The organism is Alphaproteobacteria bacterium (assembly GCA_037146715.1).
Taxonomy (GTDB): domain Bacteria; phylum Pseudomonadota; class Alphaproteobacteria; order UBA7879; family UBA5542; genus JBAWWO01.
This window is the reverse complement of record JBAWWO010000018.1, coordinates 1-13,899: the sequence shown is the minus strand read 5'-3', so window position 1 is coordinate 13,899 and position 13,899 is coordinate 1. Positions and strand designations below refer to the sequence as shown.

27 protein-coding genes are annotated in these 13,899 nt (G+C 42.9%); all 27 read left to right on the top strand.

Features of this window, described 5'->3' with window-relative positions:
* Positions 1-103: 103 nt before the first annotated feature.
* Positions 104-412 carry a 30S ribosomal protein S10 gene (rpsJ, locus tag WCG05_05260; GenBank protein ID MEI8321393.1) on the top strand — a complete coding sequence of 103 codons (309 nt, stop codon included), beginning with the start codon at positions 104-106 and terminating at the stop codon, positions 410-412.
* Between the two features lie 8 nt (positions 413-420).
* The gene (gene rplC, locus WCG05_05255) at positions 421-1,065 is read left to right on the top strand and encodes a 50S ribosomal protein L3 (GenBank protein MEI8321392.1); all 645 of its coding nucleotides are present in this window, start codon (positions 421-423) and stop codon (positions 1,063-1,065) included.
* Between the two features lie 8 nt (positions 1,066-1,073).
* Positions 1,074-1,694: a 50S ribosomal protein L4 gene (rplD, locus tag WCG05_05250; GenBank protein ID MEI8321391.1), complete on the top strand. Its 621-nt coding sequence runs from the start codon at positions 1,074-1,076 to the stop codon at positions 1,692-1,694.
* A complete protein-coding gene (locus WCG05_05245; protein ID MEI8321390.1) occupies positions 1,691-2,014 on the top strand; it encodes a 50S ribosomal protein L23 in 324 nt (107 codons plus the stop codon). The genes rplD and WCG05_05245 overlap by 4 nt, the downstream gene beginning before the upstream one ends.
* Positions 2,015-2,016: 2 nt before the next feature.
* A complete protein-coding gene (gene rplB, locus WCG05_05240; protein MEI8321389.1) occupies positions 2,017-2,832 on the top strand; it encodes a 50S ribosomal protein L2 in 816 nt (271 codons plus the stop codon).
* Positions 2,833-2,841: 9 nt separating this feature from the next.
* A complete protein-coding gene (rpsS, locus tag WCG05_05235; GenBank protein ID MEI8321388.1) occupies positions 2,842-3,120 on the top strand; it encodes a 30S ribosomal protein S19 in 279 nt (92 codons plus the stop codon).
* A gap of 3 nt (positions 3,121-3,123) precedes the next feature.
* On the top strand, positions 3,124-3,504 hold the full coding sequence (gene rplV / locus WCG05_05230; GenBank protein ID MEI8321387.1) for a 50S ribosomal protein L22: 381 nt from the start codon (positions 3,124-3,126) through the stop codon (positions 3,502-3,504).
* Positions 3,505-4,185, top strand: coding sequence for a 30S ribosomal protein S3 (gene rpsC, locus WCG05_05225; GenBank protein MEI8321386.1), 681 nt, complete (start codon positions 3,505-3,507; stop codon positions 4,183-4,185).
* A gap of 9 nt (positions 4,186-4,194) precedes the next feature.
* Positions 4,195-4,605: a 50S ribosomal protein L16 gene (gene rplP / locus WCG05_05220; protein MEI8321385.1), complete on the top strand. Its 411-nt coding sequence runs from the start codon at positions 4,195-4,197 to the stop codon at positions 4,603-4,605.
* A gap of 9 nt (positions 4,606-4,614) precedes the next feature.
* Positions 4,615-4,809, top strand: a complete 195-nt coding sequence (rpmC, locus tag WCG05_05215; protein MEI8321384.1) for a 50S ribosomal protein L29 — start codon at positions 4,615-4,617, stop codon at positions 4,807-4,809.
* A gap of 14 nt (positions 4,810-4,823) precedes the next feature.
* Entirely contained in the window at positions 4,824-5,078 is a 255-nt protein-coding gene (rpsQ, locus tag WCG05_05210; protein MEI8321383.1) for a 30S ribosomal protein S17, read from the top strand.
* On the top strand, positions 5,075-5,443 hold the full coding sequence (gene rplN, locus WCG05_05205; protein ID MEI8321382.1) for a 50S ribosomal protein L14: 369 nt from the start codon (positions 5,075-5,077) through the stop codon (positions 5,441-5,443). The genes rpsQ and rplN overlap by 4 nt, the downstream gene beginning before the upstream one ends.
* Positions 5,443-5,760: a 50S ribosomal protein L24 gene (gene rplX, locus WCG05_05200; protein MEI8321381.1), complete on the top strand. Its 318-nt coding sequence runs from the start codon at positions 5,443-5,445 to the stop codon at positions 5,758-5,760. The genes rplN and rplX overlap by 1 nt, the downstream gene beginning before the upstream one ends.
* A 10-nt stretch (positions 5,761-5,770) precedes the next feature.
* Positions 5,771-6,310, top strand: coding sequence for a 50S ribosomal protein L5 (gene rplE / locus WCG05_05195; protein MEI8321380.1), 540 nt, complete (start codon positions 5,771-5,773; stop codon positions 6,308-6,310).
* 12 nt (positions 6,311-6,322) lie between these two features.
* Positions 6,323-6,628, top strand: coding sequence for a 30S ribosomal protein S14 (gene rpsN / locus WCG05_05190; protein ID MEI8321379.1), 306 nt, complete (start codon positions 6,323-6,325; stop codon positions 6,626-6,628).
* A 10-nt stretch (positions 6,629-6,638) separates the two neighbouring features.
* Positions 6,639-7,037 (top strand): 30S ribosomal protein S8, encoded by a 399-nt coding sequence (rpsH, locus tag WCG05_05185; GenBank protein MEI8321378.1) that lies wholly within the window; start codon positions 6,639-6,641, stop codon positions 7,035-7,037.
* A gap of 15 nt (positions 7,038-7,052) precedes the next feature.
* Positions 7,053-7,586, top strand: coding sequence for a 50S ribosomal protein L6 (rplF, locus tag WCG05_05180; GenBank protein MEI8321377.1), 534 nt, complete (start codon positions 7,053-7,055; stop codon positions 7,584-7,586).
* Positions 7,587-7,955, top strand: coding sequence for a 50S ribosomal protein L18 (gene rplR, locus WCG05_05175; GenBank protein MEI8321376.1), 369 nt, complete (start codon positions 7,587-7,589; stop codon positions 7,953-7,955).
* A gap of 7 nt (positions 7,956-7,962) precedes the next feature.
* Complete coding sequence (rpsE, locus tag WCG05_05170) at positions 7,963-8,538, top strand: 30S ribosomal protein S5 (protein ID MEI8321375.1); 576 nt, start codon at positions 7,963-7,965, stop codon at positions 8,536-8,538.
* Positions 8,531-8,707 carry a 50S ribosomal protein L30 gene (gene rpmD, locus WCG05_05165; GenBank protein ID MEI8321374.1) on the top strand — a complete coding sequence of 59 codons (177 nt, stop codon included), beginning with the start codon at positions 8,531-8,533 and terminating at the stop codon, positions 8,705-8,707. Before rpsE ends, rpmD begins: the two co-directional genes overlap by 8 nt.
* A 9-nt stretch (positions 8,708-8,716) precedes the next feature.
* Positions 8,717-9,232 carry a 50S ribosomal protein L15 gene (gene rplO, locus WCG05_05160; protein MEI8321373.1) on the top strand — a complete coding sequence of 172 codons (516 nt, stop codon included), beginning with the start codon at positions 8,717-8,719 and terminating at the stop codon, positions 9,230-9,232.
* Positions 9,233-9,244: 12 nt separating this feature from the next.
* Complete coding sequence (gene secY, locus WCG05_05155) at positions 9,245-10,570, top strand: preprotein translocase subunit SecY (GenBank protein ID MEI8321372.1); 1,326 nt, start codon at positions 9,245-9,247, stop codon at positions 10,568-10,570.
* Positions 10,571-10,572: 2 nt separating this feature from the next.
* Complete coding sequence (locus tag WCG05_05150; GenBank protein ID MEI8321371.1) at positions 10,573-11,232, top strand: adenylate kinase; 660 nt, start codon at positions 10,573-10,575, stop codon at positions 11,230-11,232.
* 234 nt (positions 11,233-11,466) lie between these two features.
* The gene (gene rpsM, locus WCG05_05145; GenBank protein ID MEI8321370.1) at positions 11,467-11,841 is read left to right on the top strand and encodes a 30S ribosomal protein S13; all 375 of its coding nucleotides are present in this window, start codon (positions 11,467-11,469) and stop codon (positions 11,839-11,841) included.
* A gap of 19 nt (positions 11,842-11,860) precedes the next feature.
* Positions 11,861-12,253 (top strand): 30S ribosomal protein S11, encoded by a 393-nt coding sequence (gene rpsK / locus WCG05_05140; GenBank protein MEI8321369.1) that lies wholly within the window; start codon positions 11,861-11,863, stop codon positions 12,251-12,253.
* A gap of 20 nt (positions 12,254-12,273) precedes the next feature.
* On the top strand, positions 12,274-13,290 hold the full coding sequence (locus tag WCG05_05135; protein MEI8321368.1) for a DNA-directed RNA polymerase subunit alpha: 1,017 nt from the start codon (positions 12,274-12,276) through the stop codon (positions 13,288-13,290).
* A gap of 12 nt (positions 13,291-13,302) precedes the next feature.
* Positions 13,303-13,830 (top strand): 50S ribosomal protein L17, encoded by a 528-nt coding sequence (gene rplQ / locus WCG05_05130; protein ID MEI8321367.1) that lies wholly within the window; start codon positions 13,303-13,305, stop codon positions 13,828-13,830.
* The last annotated feature ends 69 nt before the right edge of the window (positions 13,831-13,899 follow it).

The window sequence follows — 13,899 nt, the reverse complement described above, 5'->3', positions numbered from 1 at the left end:
CGCGAAGGTGGCCGTACCGTAGGTGCCGGTGTTGTTTCTAAAATTATTGAGTAGTGTAAAAAAGGGGGCCTTGTGCTCCCATAACTTTTAGGTTGGAGCCAAAATGGAAGGACAAACGATTCGCATTAGATTAAGAGCGTACGATCACCGTATGCTTGATCAATCTGCCCATGAGATTGTGGATACTGCACGTCGTACAGGTGCAGTTGTCAGAGGACCGATTCCTTTGCCGACACACATTGGTAAATTTACAGTAAACCGTTCTCCGCATATTGATAAAAAATCAAGAGAGCAGTTTGAAATCAGATCACATAAGCGTCTTCTGGATATTGTGGATTGGACTCCGCAAACTGTTGATGCCTTGATGAAACTAGATCTATCTTCAGGGGTAGATGTAGAAATTAAATTATAGGATATATTATGAGAGTAGGTTTAGTTGCAGAAAAACTTGGTATGAGCCGCATTTTTAACGAAGCGGGTGAACATGTGCCTGTTACGGTATTATTGGTGGAAGACTGCCAAGTTGTTGGTCTAAAGACACAAGACCAACATGGGTATTCGGCTGTTCAAGTTGGATATGGAAAAGGACGGGCTAAGTCCTTGAACAAGCCTGAAAAAGGTTTGTACGCAAAGCTTAAAATGGAAGTAAAGAAAGGTATTCGGGAGTTCAGAATTACCGAAGGCGATTCTTTAGAGGTGGGAGCTGAACTTAAAGCTGATCATTTCCAAATTGGCCAATTTGTAGACGTTGTTGGAACGTCTCTGGGTAAGGGATTTGCGGGTGTTATTAAGCGTCACAACTTTAGCATGAACCGCGCGACTCATGGAGCTTCCGTGTGTCATAGGTCTCATGGAGCAACAGGTCAACGCCAAGATCCGGGCCGTGTGTTTAAAGGTAAAAAAATGGCTGGACATTTAGGCGCGGAAAGAGTAACTATTCAAAACCTAAAAGTGGTTCAGACAGATCCGGAAAGAGGGCTGCTCTATATTAGAGGGGCGATTCCAGGCCATAAAGGTTCTGTGATTATCATCCAGGATGCTGTGAAAAAAACAGTTAATAAGTGAGACAAACAATGAAGTTGGCAGTAAAGAATTTTGAAAATGAATCAGTAGGGGAAATTTCTCTTGCTCAGGCGATTTTCGGGTTGCCTTCGCGCCCCGATATCTTGCATCGTATGATTCGTTGGCAGCAAGCTAAGGCGCGCTCTGGAAATCATCAGACAAAGGAAATTTGGGCGGTTAGTGGAACGACTAGAAAGCCTCATAAACAAAAGGGAACAGGTCGTGCACGTCAAGGGTCTTTAAGAGGGCCTCATATGCGCGGTGGTGCTGTTGTTTTTGGTCCTCACAAGCGTGATCACAGTTTTGATTTGCCCAAAAAAGTAAGAAAGCTTGCTTTAAGAACAGCTTTGTCTGCGAAGTATGCGGCCGGAAAATTAGTTATCGTAGACTCTTTGAGCTTCAAATCTATGAAGGCTAAAGAGTTGGCTGTTGTTTTGGAAAAGAATCAATGGACTTCTCCTTTATTTATTGACGGAGTTGAGTTGAATACAAATTTCCAAAAAGCTTCTCAGAACTTGAAAAACGTTCATTTGCTGCCACAGCAGGGAGCAAATGTTCAAAGCATTCTGAAATGCGATATATTGGTTTTGTCTAAAGATGCTTTGCATCATCTTGAAGCGAGGTTGTCATGATAAAGAAAGCGACTCATAAGGAATCTAAGATTTCTACTAAAAAATACGATTTAATTTTGCGGCCTATCGTTACGGAAAAGGCTACTCAGTTGATGCAGTTCAACAAGTATTCTTTTGAAGTGCCGTTAAGCGCAACAAAGCCAGAAGTTAAAAAAGCAGTCGAAGAGCTTTTCAAGGTAGATGTTTTGGCGGTAAATACGTTGCGGCTTGCTGGAAAAAAGAAAATTTTCAAAGGACGTTTAGGGCAAAGGTCTGATTATAAAAAAGCGATTGTTTCCTTGAAACAAGGTCAAACAATCGATGCTAGTGTGGGTGTCTAATTATGGCGTTAAAAACATTTAATCCTATTACTCCCTCTACTCGCCAGTTGGTTATTGTAGACCGTGCAGGCTTGTGGAAGGGAAAACCTGTTAAGAAGCTAACTTTTGGATTGTCTTCTACAGGAGGTCGAAACAATAACGGTCGCATTACCTTGCGTCGTGTTGGGGGCGGTCATAAAAGAACTTATCGTATGGTGGATTTCAAGCGGTTGCGCTTTGGTATTCCTGCCGTTGTTGAGCGGATTGAATATGATCCTAACCGCACTTGCTATATTGCGCTGATTAAGTATCAAGATGGCACGCTTTCTTACATTATTGCGCCTCAAAGGCTTGTAGTGGGAGACCATGTTGTTTCTGGCAAGGGTTCTGATATTCGTATTGGAAATGCTTTGCCCTTGTCTGATATTCCTGTGGGTACTGTTGTTCATAATATTGAACTAAAAGTAGGTCGCGGGGGGCAGCTGGCTCGTTCTGCGGGTACTTATGCGCAGTACATTGGTCGTGATATGGGGTATGCCCTCTTACGCTTGAGCTCAGGCGAAGTTCGTATGGTTCGTTTGGAATGTATGGCAACTATTGGGGCCGTTTCAAACCCAGACCAAAAGAACATTAATTTAGGTAAGGCTGGTCGCAACCGTTGGTTGGGTCGTCGTCCTGCCGTTCGTGGTATTGCCATGAACCCTGTGGATCACCCTCATGGTGGTCGTACAAATGGTGGTCGTCACCCTGTTAGCCCTTGGGGTCAACATACAAAGGGTTTGAAAACTCGCAAAAACAAGACTACGAGTAAGTGGATCGTAGCTAAAAGAAAGAAATAAGGAGCAGTAATGGCACGTTCAGTTTGGAAGGGACCATTTGTTGATGGGTATTTGTTGAAGAAGGCAGAAGTTGCAAGAAACTCTGGCCGTAAGGATGTGATCAAAATCTGGTCCAGACGGTCTACGATTCTTCCCCATTTTGTGGGAGTTACTTTTGGTGTTCATAACGGTCGTAAGTTTGTGCCTGTTTTTGTGACGGAAAATATGGTTGGTCACAAGTTTGGCGAATTTTCTCCCACACGGACATTCCATGGTCACTCAGGTGACAAGACAGTTAAAAAAGGTTAAGAGATGAGTAAAAAAGCTTTACCAAGACAGTTAAAAGATAACGAAGCGGCAGCTTCTGCGAAAAGTTTACGTGTGTCGCCTCAAAAGTTGAATCTTGTGGCGGATTTGATCCGCAATAAGCCCGTTTCTGAGGCTTTGGCTCAATTGACGTTTTCTAAAAAACGTATCGCGGGCCAGGTTAAGAAAATACTACTTTCAGCGGTTGCTAATGCTGAAAACAATCATAATTTGGATGTGGATAGGCTGCAGGTTTCTGTTGTGAATGTTGGAAAAGCATTTGTTATGAAAAGATTTATGGCTCGGGCCAAAGGGCGTGGGGCAAAGATTTTAAAACCATTTTCGAATTTTAAAGTTGTTGTGCGTCAAGTTGAGGAGACAAATTAAATGGGTCAAAAAGTTAATCCAGTCGGCTTTCGTGTAGGCATTAACAGAACTTGGGACTCTAGATGGTTTTCTAAGGGTAAGGACTATGTGGACTACCTTCATCAGGATTTGAAGATTCGCAAGCATATATTTGACGTGCTGAAGTTGGCGGCTATTTCAAAAGTTGTTGTAGAGCGCCCTAACAAAAAAGCCCGCGTTACAGTTTATTCTGCAAGACCCGGTGTAATCATCGGAAAGAAAGGGTCTGACATTGATAAATTGAAGGCACAGCTTTCTAAAATTGTTGGCTCTGAGGTTGTTTTGAATATTCTGGAAATCAGAAAGCCAGATTCCGATGCTAAGTTGGTTGCAGATTCTGTGGCCCAACAGTTGGAACGTCGCGTTTCTTTTCGTCGTGCCATGAAAAAAGCAGTTCAGTCTGCTTTGAAGGGTGGGGCTTTGGGTATTCGAATCAATTGTTCGGGTCGTTTAGGTGGCGCTGAAATTGCTCGTATGGAATGGTATCGTGAAGGTCGCGTTCCGTTACATACATTAAGAGCTGATGTTGACTATGCGACATCTACGGCCTTTACAACTTATGGAACTTGTGGCATAAAAATCTGGATTTTCAAGGGCGAGATTATGGAACATAATCCCATGGCTCAAGACAATCGTGTTCGAGAACATGCAGTGAATAGGTAAGGTTTAGAAATGTTAGCACCAAAGCGTACGAAATTTAGAAAAGCATTTAAGGGCAGAGTTTACGGAATGGCCAAGGGTGGAACGACCCTTAATTTTGGTTCCTATGGCTTGAAAAGTTTAGATGCAGAACGTATTACCTCTAGACAAATTGAGGCGGCACGTCGAGCAATTACCCGTCACTTGCGTCGTGCAGGTCGTGTTTGGATTCGTATATTCCCAGATGTTCCTGTTTCCAGGAAACCTGCCGAAGTTCGTATGGGTAGTGGAAAGGGATCTCCGGAATTTTGGATGGCTCGTGTAAAACCAGGTCGGATTATGTTTGAAATCGAAGGAGTGAGTGAGGAGCTGGCTCGCGAAGCCTTTTTGTTGGCCTCTGCTAAGTTACCTGTTCATACTAAGTTCGTTACAAGATTGATTTAAGAGAAAAAAATGAAAATTAAAGAATTAAAATCTAAGAAAAGCGATGAGTTAAAGAAAATAGTTCTTGACCTTAAGAAGGAATTATTTAATCTTCGTTTTCAAAAAGTGGCAAACCAATTAACAAATACAGCCCGCGTTCGGCAATTGCGTCGTGGAGTTGCCAGGGCTAAAACCTTGTTAAATCAACAAAAAGAAACAGTTTAGGATAGGAATTTAGAATGCCTCGTAAAATATTAGAAGGTGTTGTTGTCAGCGATAAGGGTGATAAAACTATCATCGTGAAGGTTGTGCGCAGCGTTATGCATCCTTTGTACAAAAAATATATCAAAAGTTCAAAGCGTTATGCGGCTCATGATGAAAAGAATCACTTTAAAACAGGTGATAAGGTAGCTATTCAAGAATGCCGCCCTATTTCGAAAACAAAAACGTGGGAAGCTGTTCCTCATAATGCTAAACAAGAGGTGCACTCATGATTCAAATGCAAACAAGCCTTCAGGTTGCTGATAATTCTGGAGCAAAAAGAGTTGAATGTATCAAGGTTCTAGGTGGGTCTCATCGCAGAACGGCCACTATTGGTGACGTTATTGTAGTGACCATTAAGGAGGCGATTCCTCATGGAAAAGTGTCAAAGGGAACTGTGCATAAGGCAGTGATCGTGCGCACTTCAAAAGGCTTGCACCGCAAGGATGGTACAAAGATTTATTTCGATGACAATGCAGTTGTCTTGTTGAATAACCAAGGGGAACCTGTTGGAACCCGTATTTTTGGCCCGGTTACGCGTGAATTGCGGGCGAAGAATTTTATGAAAATAATTTCACTAGCACCTGAGGTTCTATAATGGCAGAAAGATTTCGCATCAAGAAGGGTGACCAAGTTATTGTTACAACTGGTCAACATAAGGGAAAAAAAGGGGAAGTTCTACAAGTGTTGCGTGAAGAACGTCGTGTGCTTGTAAAGGGTGTGAATGTTGTAAAGCGTCACTTGCGCCCAACGCCGGCTAACCCAGATGGCGTTCTTGAAAAGGAACTACCTTTGCATATTTCCAATGTGGCTCATATTGACCCGGAAACAAGCAAACCAACACGTGTGGCGGTTAAGCTGGTAGATGGCAAAAAAGTGCGTATTGCGAAGCGTTCTGGCAAACAGATTAATTAGTGTGAAAGAAATGACAAGATTAAGAGAACTCTACGATCAAAAGTTGAAGACGGAAATTTTTGAGAAGTTTAATTACAAGTCCGTTATGGAAGTTCCCCGTTTAGAAAAAATTGTTTTGAACATGGGTTTGGGTGATGCGGTTAAAGACAGCAAAAAGATTGGGTTTGCTGTGACTGAAATGACTGTTATTTCAGGGCAAAAACCTGTTGTTACAAAAGCGCGTCAATCTATTGCCGGTTTCAAACTTAGGCAGGGAATGGATTTGGGCGTTAAGGTTACTTTGCGGGGCCACCGCATGTATGAATTTTTAGATCGTCTTGTAACCATTGCTTTGCCGCGGGTACGGGATTTTCGAGGCGTTTCTCCCAAAAGTTTTGATGGGGCTGGAAACTATGCGCTCGGAATTAAAGAACAAATCGTTTTCCCAGAAATTGATTATGATAAAATTGATCAAATTCGAGGCTTAGACATTGTCATTGTGACGACAGCTAAGACAAACGACGAAGGAAGAGAATTACTCAAAGGCTTCGGAATGCCTTTTGTGAATTAGGAGAATTATTGAATGGCTAAAAAAAGTGCTATCGAAAACAATAACGCTAAAAAGCGTCTTTGCGAAAAACTAGCGAAAAGAAGACTAAGTCTTAAGCTTGCGGCGGCGGACAAAACAGTGTCTGTTGATGAAAGATTCGCGGCCTCTTTACGGTTAGCTGAAATGCCGCGCAATAGCTCTAAAGTAAGAATTCGTAATCGGTGTGCGCTTTCTGGGCGCCCTCGTGGGTACTATCGTAAGTTGGGTCTGTCACGCATTGCGCTTAGAGACTTGGCAGCTGTCGGATTGATTCCGGGAATGACTAAATCTAGTTGGTAAGGATAAAAAAATGTCTATGAATGATTCTATTGCGGACCTGATCACAAGAATACGGAACGCACAACGTGTAAAAAAAGCAACGGTGAATTGCCACTCTTCTCGTTTAGGCGACGCGCTTTTGGAAGTGTTGAAGGATGAAGGATATATTCGCGGCTATAAGGCAACGGAAGTTCGGCCTGGTGTGGTTGAAACTCTTGTAGAATTAAAGTACTTTGAAGGTGCGCCGGCTATCCAAGAGATTTCTCGCACTTCTAAGCCAGGGCGTCGCAGTTATACTTCAATCAAGGGGCTTAATCGGTTTAGAAATGGTTTGGGTATTTTGATTATGTCAACGTCAAAAGGGGTTCTCTCCGATTGGAAAGCTGCCGAATTAAATGTGGGTGGCGAAGTATTGTGTCACGTATTTTAGGATAGGAATAGATAGATGTCTCGCATAGGAAAACATCCCGTAAAAGTGCCTTCTGGCGTTGTGATAGAACTGAGTGATCGGTTGCTTAAGGTCCGTGGGAAACTGGGGCAATTGGAAATGAAACTTCCAGAAATGATTGATCTTACAGTAACTCCAGAGGATGTTACTGTAAGGCCCAGAGATGAATCTCAGGCAGCTAGAATGCAATGGGGCACAGCTAGAAATATCGTTCAGAATCTTGTCAAAGGGGTTTCCGAAGGGTTCACCGTTGATCTAGAAATTAATGGTGTGGGATACAAGGCTGCAGTTCAAGGGGCTGATTTAGTTCTGAATCTGGGCTTTAGCCATGAAATTCGTTATAAGGTTCCAAAGGGAATTACAGTGAAATGTGACAAACCAACGTCCGTTTCTGTTTCTGGGTTTGATCGCCAATTAGTGGGACAGACAGCAGCAGAAATTAGACAATTTCGTCGTCCTGAACCCTACAAAGGTAAGGGCATTAAGTATGCGAATGAACATATTGTGCGTAAAGAAGGTAAGAAGAAATAAATGATTAGGAAAACAGAACGAGCAGCACGTCGTAAATTAAGAGTGCATCACAAGGGAAAGAAGTTGGCGATCAAGATCCAAGCTCCGCGTTTGGTTGTTTTTCGGTCTAACTTTCATATTTATGCGCAACTTATTGATGATGCGAGAGGATTTACATTGTGTTCTGCCTCTTCTTTAGATAATGATGTTCGTGTGAAGTTGAAAAAGGGATGGAACATCGAAGCCGCTGAAACTGTGGGACAGGCCTTGGCCGAAAAAGCAGCAAAGTCTGGCGTGAAAAAGGTTGTCTTTGATCGTGGGGCATATTTGTACCATGGTCGTATCAAGGCGCTGGCCATGGGGGCTCGTGCCGGTGGATTAGAGTTTTAAGGAATAAATGAATATGTCTCGTCAAAAAGCAGAACAGTCCGTTGAACTTAATGAAAAATTAGTTAATATTGCCCGCGTTGCAAAAGTTGTAAAAGGGGGTAAGAACTTTTCATTTTCAGCTTTGATTGTTGTAGGTGATGGTAAGGGGCGCGTAGGATATGGCTTGGGTAAAGCCCGAGAAGTTCCTGATGCGATTCGTAAAGCTACAGAACAGGCGAAAAAATCTTTGATTCGTGTGCCCCTAAGAGAAGGAAGAACCACTCACCATGACTTGAATGGTCGGTTTGGTGCGGGTCACGTTGTGATCAGATCGGCTCCAATCGGAACGGGGATAAAGGCCGGTGGACCCATGCGTGCGGTTTTTGAAATGCTAGGAGTTCATGACGTTGTGGCAAAATGTGTTGGTTCAGCGAACCCTCACAATATGGTTAAGGCAACTTTTGAGGCTTTGCGGAGAATGACTTCCCCCAAGGCTGTTGCAGCCCGTCGAGACAAGAAAATTTCTGCCATTATTGGCCGACGTGAAGGCAAGCCTGCGAAGGCTGTTGAGCATGGAGCTAAAGGAGAAGAATCAAATGACTAAAAAAATAAAAGTAGAACAAATCGGCAGCCCAATTCGCCGTCAAGACTATCAGGAAAAGTGCTTGAAAGGTTTGGGGCTGGGTAAATTGCATAGAGTGAAAGAATTGGAAGATACGCCTTCAGTGCGTGGTATCATTCGAAAAGTAGCTCATTTAGTAAAGATTATTTAGGGTGCTATGATGAAGTTAAATGAATTACGCGACAATCCCGGTGCAACTACTACACGGAAACGTGTTGGTCGTGGCGTGGGTTCTGGTTTAGGCAAGACGTCTGGACACGGACAAAAGGGACAAAAATCACGAACTGGTGTCGCTTTAAACGGTTTTGAAGGGGGCCAGATGGCTACCCAATGGCGTTTCGCAAAGCGTGGTTTCAAAAGAACTAATTTTTCTACTAAGCACCTTGAAGAGGTTGTAAACCTTGGGCGTATCGAAAAAGCTATTCAAGAGAAGAAGTTACATGCGGAAGGACTTATTGATGCAGGTCATTTGAAGCAAGCTGGTCTTATTAGAAAAGAAACCAGCATTGTTCGATTGCTTGCAAAAGGAACTTTAACAACAAAAATCAAAATAAAGGTTCAATTTTCTTCAAAATCTGCCCAAGCTATGGTAGAAAAAGCGGGTGGCGAAGTTTTGATTGAAAAGAAACTGCCTGTTTTGACTGAAAGAAAACTGCCTGTAAAAACTAAAGAATAAAGAGGGACACACATGGCTTCAGCTGTAGAGCAACTAGCCGCTAACTTGGATTTTCGCCTATTTGCGAAAGCGGAAGATCTAAAGAAACGTATTTGGTTTACTTTGGGGGCCTTGGTTATCTATCGTTTGGGGACTTATATTCCTCTTCCCGGCATCAATATGGACATCATGGCGGCAATCGCTAAACAAAATGCCAGCGGCATTTTGGGGATGGTTGATATGTTTTCGGGCGGTGCCCTGTGGCGTATGACCGTTTTTGTTCTGAGTATCGTCCCTTATATTACTTCTAGTATTATCGTTCAATTGATGGCCGCTATTTACCCCCCTTGGGAAGCCTTGCGCAAAGAGGGTGAAACAGGGAAGCAGAAGCTTAATCAGTTTACGCGTTATGGAACTGTGTTGCTGGCAAGTGGACAGGCTTTTGCTTTGGCAAAGACTTTAGAAGCTAACGGCGCTGTGTTGTATCCCGGTTTCTTTTTCGAAATCAGTACAGTTATTACAGTTGTTGGGGCTACCATGTTCTTGCTTTGGTTGGGAGAACAGATTACTTCCCGTGGTATTGGTAACGGAGTTTCCATGATTATCTTTTCGGGAATCGTTGCGAACTTGCCGCAGGCTTTGTTGCGTATGTTTGAACTGGGTCGGGCAGGGGAATATCACATCGGATTTATTCTGGCCATTTTGATCCTAACTGTTGCGGTTATTGCCTTTATCGTTTTTATGGAGCGCGCTCAATACAAAGTTGTGGTGCAGTACCCTAAGCGACAAGTAGGCATGCGGGTTCTCGGTGGGGAAAGCACTCATCTCCCTTTGAAGTTGAATAGTGCGGGGGTTATTCCGCCCATTTTCGCGAACTCTTTATTGCTGATGCCAATTACGTTGTTGTCTAGTTTTAACCATGAGGCCGAATGGGTTCAGGTTTTGACTTTCCATTTGAATCGCGGGCGCTTTATTTACATTCTTTTATATAGCTTGTTGATCACATTTTTCGCATTCTTTTATACGGCGTTGGTCTTCAATCCCACGGAAACTTCGGAGAATCTGAAGAAATCTGGGGCCTTTATCCCTGGTATTCGTCCGGGTCAAAACACCGCTAACTACTTTGACTATATTTTGACGCGATTAACAGTTGTGGGCTCTTTGTATCTGGTCGCTGTTTGTATTTTGCCAGAGTTCTTGCAAATGAAGTATGCCTTGCCTTTTTACTTGGGCGGAACTAGTTTGCTGATCGTTGTAAGTGTGACTATGGATACGGTGGGGCAAGTGCACTCTCATCTTTTGGCTCATCAGTATGAAGGGCTGTTGAAGAAATCTCACTTTAACTTGAAGAACAGATAACGATGAATATAGTTTTATTCGGCCCTCCTGGATGTGGTAAGGGGACTCAAGCTCAGCTTTTGAAAGAAAAATATGGCTTGATCCATTTGTCTACAGGGGAAGTTTTGCGCCATGAACAGGCCATGAAAACAGAATTAGGTTTGGAATCTAAGCGCTTGATGGAGAAGGGGCTTTTTGTTCCCGATGATCTGATTTTAGAGATGGTATCTAACACTTTGGATCGCCCAGAATGTTTGGTGGGCGTTATTTTTGATGGGGTTCCCCGCACGATTTATCAAGCGGAAGCCTTGGAAAGAATTTTGTCAGGTAAAAAAAAGTCTTTAGATTATGTCATTGAGATTCTGATTGATGATGCGGTCCTTGAAAAAAGAATTACAGGTCGATTCACCTGCAAAGGGTGTGGGGCTGGATATAATGATTTTTCCAAACCTACTAAGGAAAAAGGCATCTGCGATGTGTGCGGCTCTATAGAATTCGTCAGAAGAGCTGATGATACTGCAGAAACTGTAAAACAAAGGTTGCGGATGTACTACGAACAAACAAGGCCTTTGACGGAATATTATAGAAAAAAAGGTTTGTACGAAAGTGTTGATGGCCTGCTTGATGTCGGCGAAGTCGCCCAGGTCATAAATAGTGTCATAGAAAAGCGTAAATACACTTGACTGTTGTAGCTTTTATATATATACCACATTATACCAAGTCCCAGAAAACGATAGGGGCTTAGTGTTGTGCTTGTTTCGGGGTTGATTTTTGTTAGTCCCTGGGTTTTTTTATTTTAATAGTTGCGCAAAAAAAATGCGGACGTGGATTGGAATAAAATTCTCTAAAATGGAAGAAATTTACTGTTTTAAAAAAAACAGTAGCAGTGTTTAACATAGTTAAAAGGAGTACTTGGTGTGGCGCGTATTGCAGGTGTAAACGTTCCTTCTCAGAAGCGGGTAGAAATATCTTTAAGATATATCTATGGAATTGGTCCGGCCAAAGCTTTGGCAATTTGTGAAAAGGCGAATATTGATCGCACCCGTCGGATGCATCAATTGTCAGAAGATGAATTGACCAAAATCAGAGAAGTTATTGACAATGACTATCAGGTAGAAGGTGATTTGCGCCGGGTTATTGCCATGAATATCAAGCGCTTGGTTGACTTGGGATGCTACCGTGGATTGCGTCACCGTAAGGGGCTTCCTGTTCGTGGACAAAGAACTCATACAAATGCTCGTACGCGCAAGGGTAAAGCTAAGCCTATCGCTGGTAAGAAGAAAACTGCATAAATATTAAAGGTAATTTAGAATGGCTCAAGATACTGCTCCAAAACTTCGTCGTCGCGAACGCAAGAATATTTTGAATGGCATTGCGCACATTCACTCTTCGTTCAACAACACTATTATCAACATTACAGATTTGCAAGGAAACAGCGTGGCTTGGTCTACGGCTGGAGCCCATGGTTTTAAGGGATCAAAAAAATCCACCCCCTTTGCAGCACAGGTTGCGGCTGAAGCGGTTGGAAAGAAAGCAAAAGAACACGGAATGAAAAATCTGGTTGTTCAACTAAAGGGGCCAGGATCTGGTCGGGAATCTGCTCTTCGCGCGTTGATGAGCATTGGGTTCTCTGTAACATCTATTCGGGATGTGACGCCTTTGCCTCATAATGGGGCGCGTCCATCTAAACGTCGTCGTGTGTAATTAACTGTCGGGAGCCTAAAATGATACAAGAAAACTGGCAAGGTCTTATTAAGCCAACAAGCATAAAGATGAAACCCTCTGATAAAACAGGCTTAAGGGGTGAGTTAACTGTAGAGCCTTTGGAAAGAGGTTTTGGATTGACTTTGGGGACTGCGCTACGGCGTATTCTGTTGTCCTCTGTTCGGGGGGCTGCGGTTACCTCTATCCATATTGATGGCGTTTTGCATGAATTTTCTTCCGTTCCTGGTGTTATGGAAGATGTGACGGATATTGTTTTGAATATCAAGTCATTGAATATTCGCTCTGCCCTTGAGGGGTCTAAGCGAATTCATCTGCAGCACAAGGGGCCAGGGATTGTAACAGCTGGTATGATTCAAACGCCAGCGGGCATTGAGATTTTGAATCCTGATCTGGTGATTTGCCATTTAGATAATGATGCAACTATTTCCATGGAAATGGTTGTTGAAAGTGGCAAGGGTTATGTATCTGCAGCACAAAATCGTAAGGAGGACACTCCTATTGGAGCCATTCCTGTGGACGCACTATTTAGTCCAGTAAAACGTGTTTCCTACCGTGTAGAAAATACCCGTGTAGGTCAGATGACAAACTATGACAAGCTTATTTTGGATGTGACCACCAATGGTGTTGTGACTCCAGAAGATGCAATCGCTTTGGCGGCCCGTATTTTACAGGATCAATTGACATTATTTGTGAACTTTGATGATCCTATTGAAGTTAAGAAAAAAGACACTGAAGACGAATTGCCAATCCCACGCAACTTGTTGCGCAAGGTTTCTGAACTTGAACTTTCAGTGCGTGCAGCGAACTGCCTGAAGAATGATAATATCATTTACATTGGGGATCTGGTTCAGCATACAGAAGCAGAAATGTTGAAGACTCCTAACTTTGGGCGCAAGTCTTTGAATGAAATTAAGCAAGTTTTGCTTGATATGAAATTGCATTTGGGAATGGATATTCCTGGATGGCCACCAGAAAACATCGAAGAGTTGGCCAAAAAGTTGGACGACAATTTTTAAAGGTAGAGAATTATGAGACATAAAATATCAGGCCGTAAACTTAACAGAACATCAAGCCATCGTAAGGCTATGTTTATGAATTTGGCCAATGCCCTAATTGAAAAAGAACATATTAAGACAACTTTGCCTAAGGCTAAAGACCTACGTCCTGTTGTGGAAAGATTGATCACAATGGCCCGCACAAACACCTTGCATACACGTCGTGTTTTGCTAAGTCGGTTGCGAGATGAGTCAGTGGTTTCAAAACTTTTGACTGTTTTGGCTGATCGATATCGTGGTCGTCCAGGCGGCTATACACGTGTTCTAAAGGCAGGCTTTCGTTATGGGGATGCTGCGCCTATGGCTATCATCGAATTTGTAGACCGTGAAGCTAGTACAGCTTCTGCTATCGATCCAGAAATGGTTGTTGAAGGCGAAGTTAAAGTAGCCTCTAAGTCTAAAGCGTCCGCTAAACCTAAGACTGCAAAACCTGCGGCTTCTGTAAAGTCAACGCCTCAAAAGACAGCTAAAAAAGAACATAATAGCAAGCCCAAAAAATAACGATTCGTTCCTGAAACGGCCTTGTTGCATAAGTAGGGGTGGTTCGTGGTTGAAGGAGAGAGCTAAAAG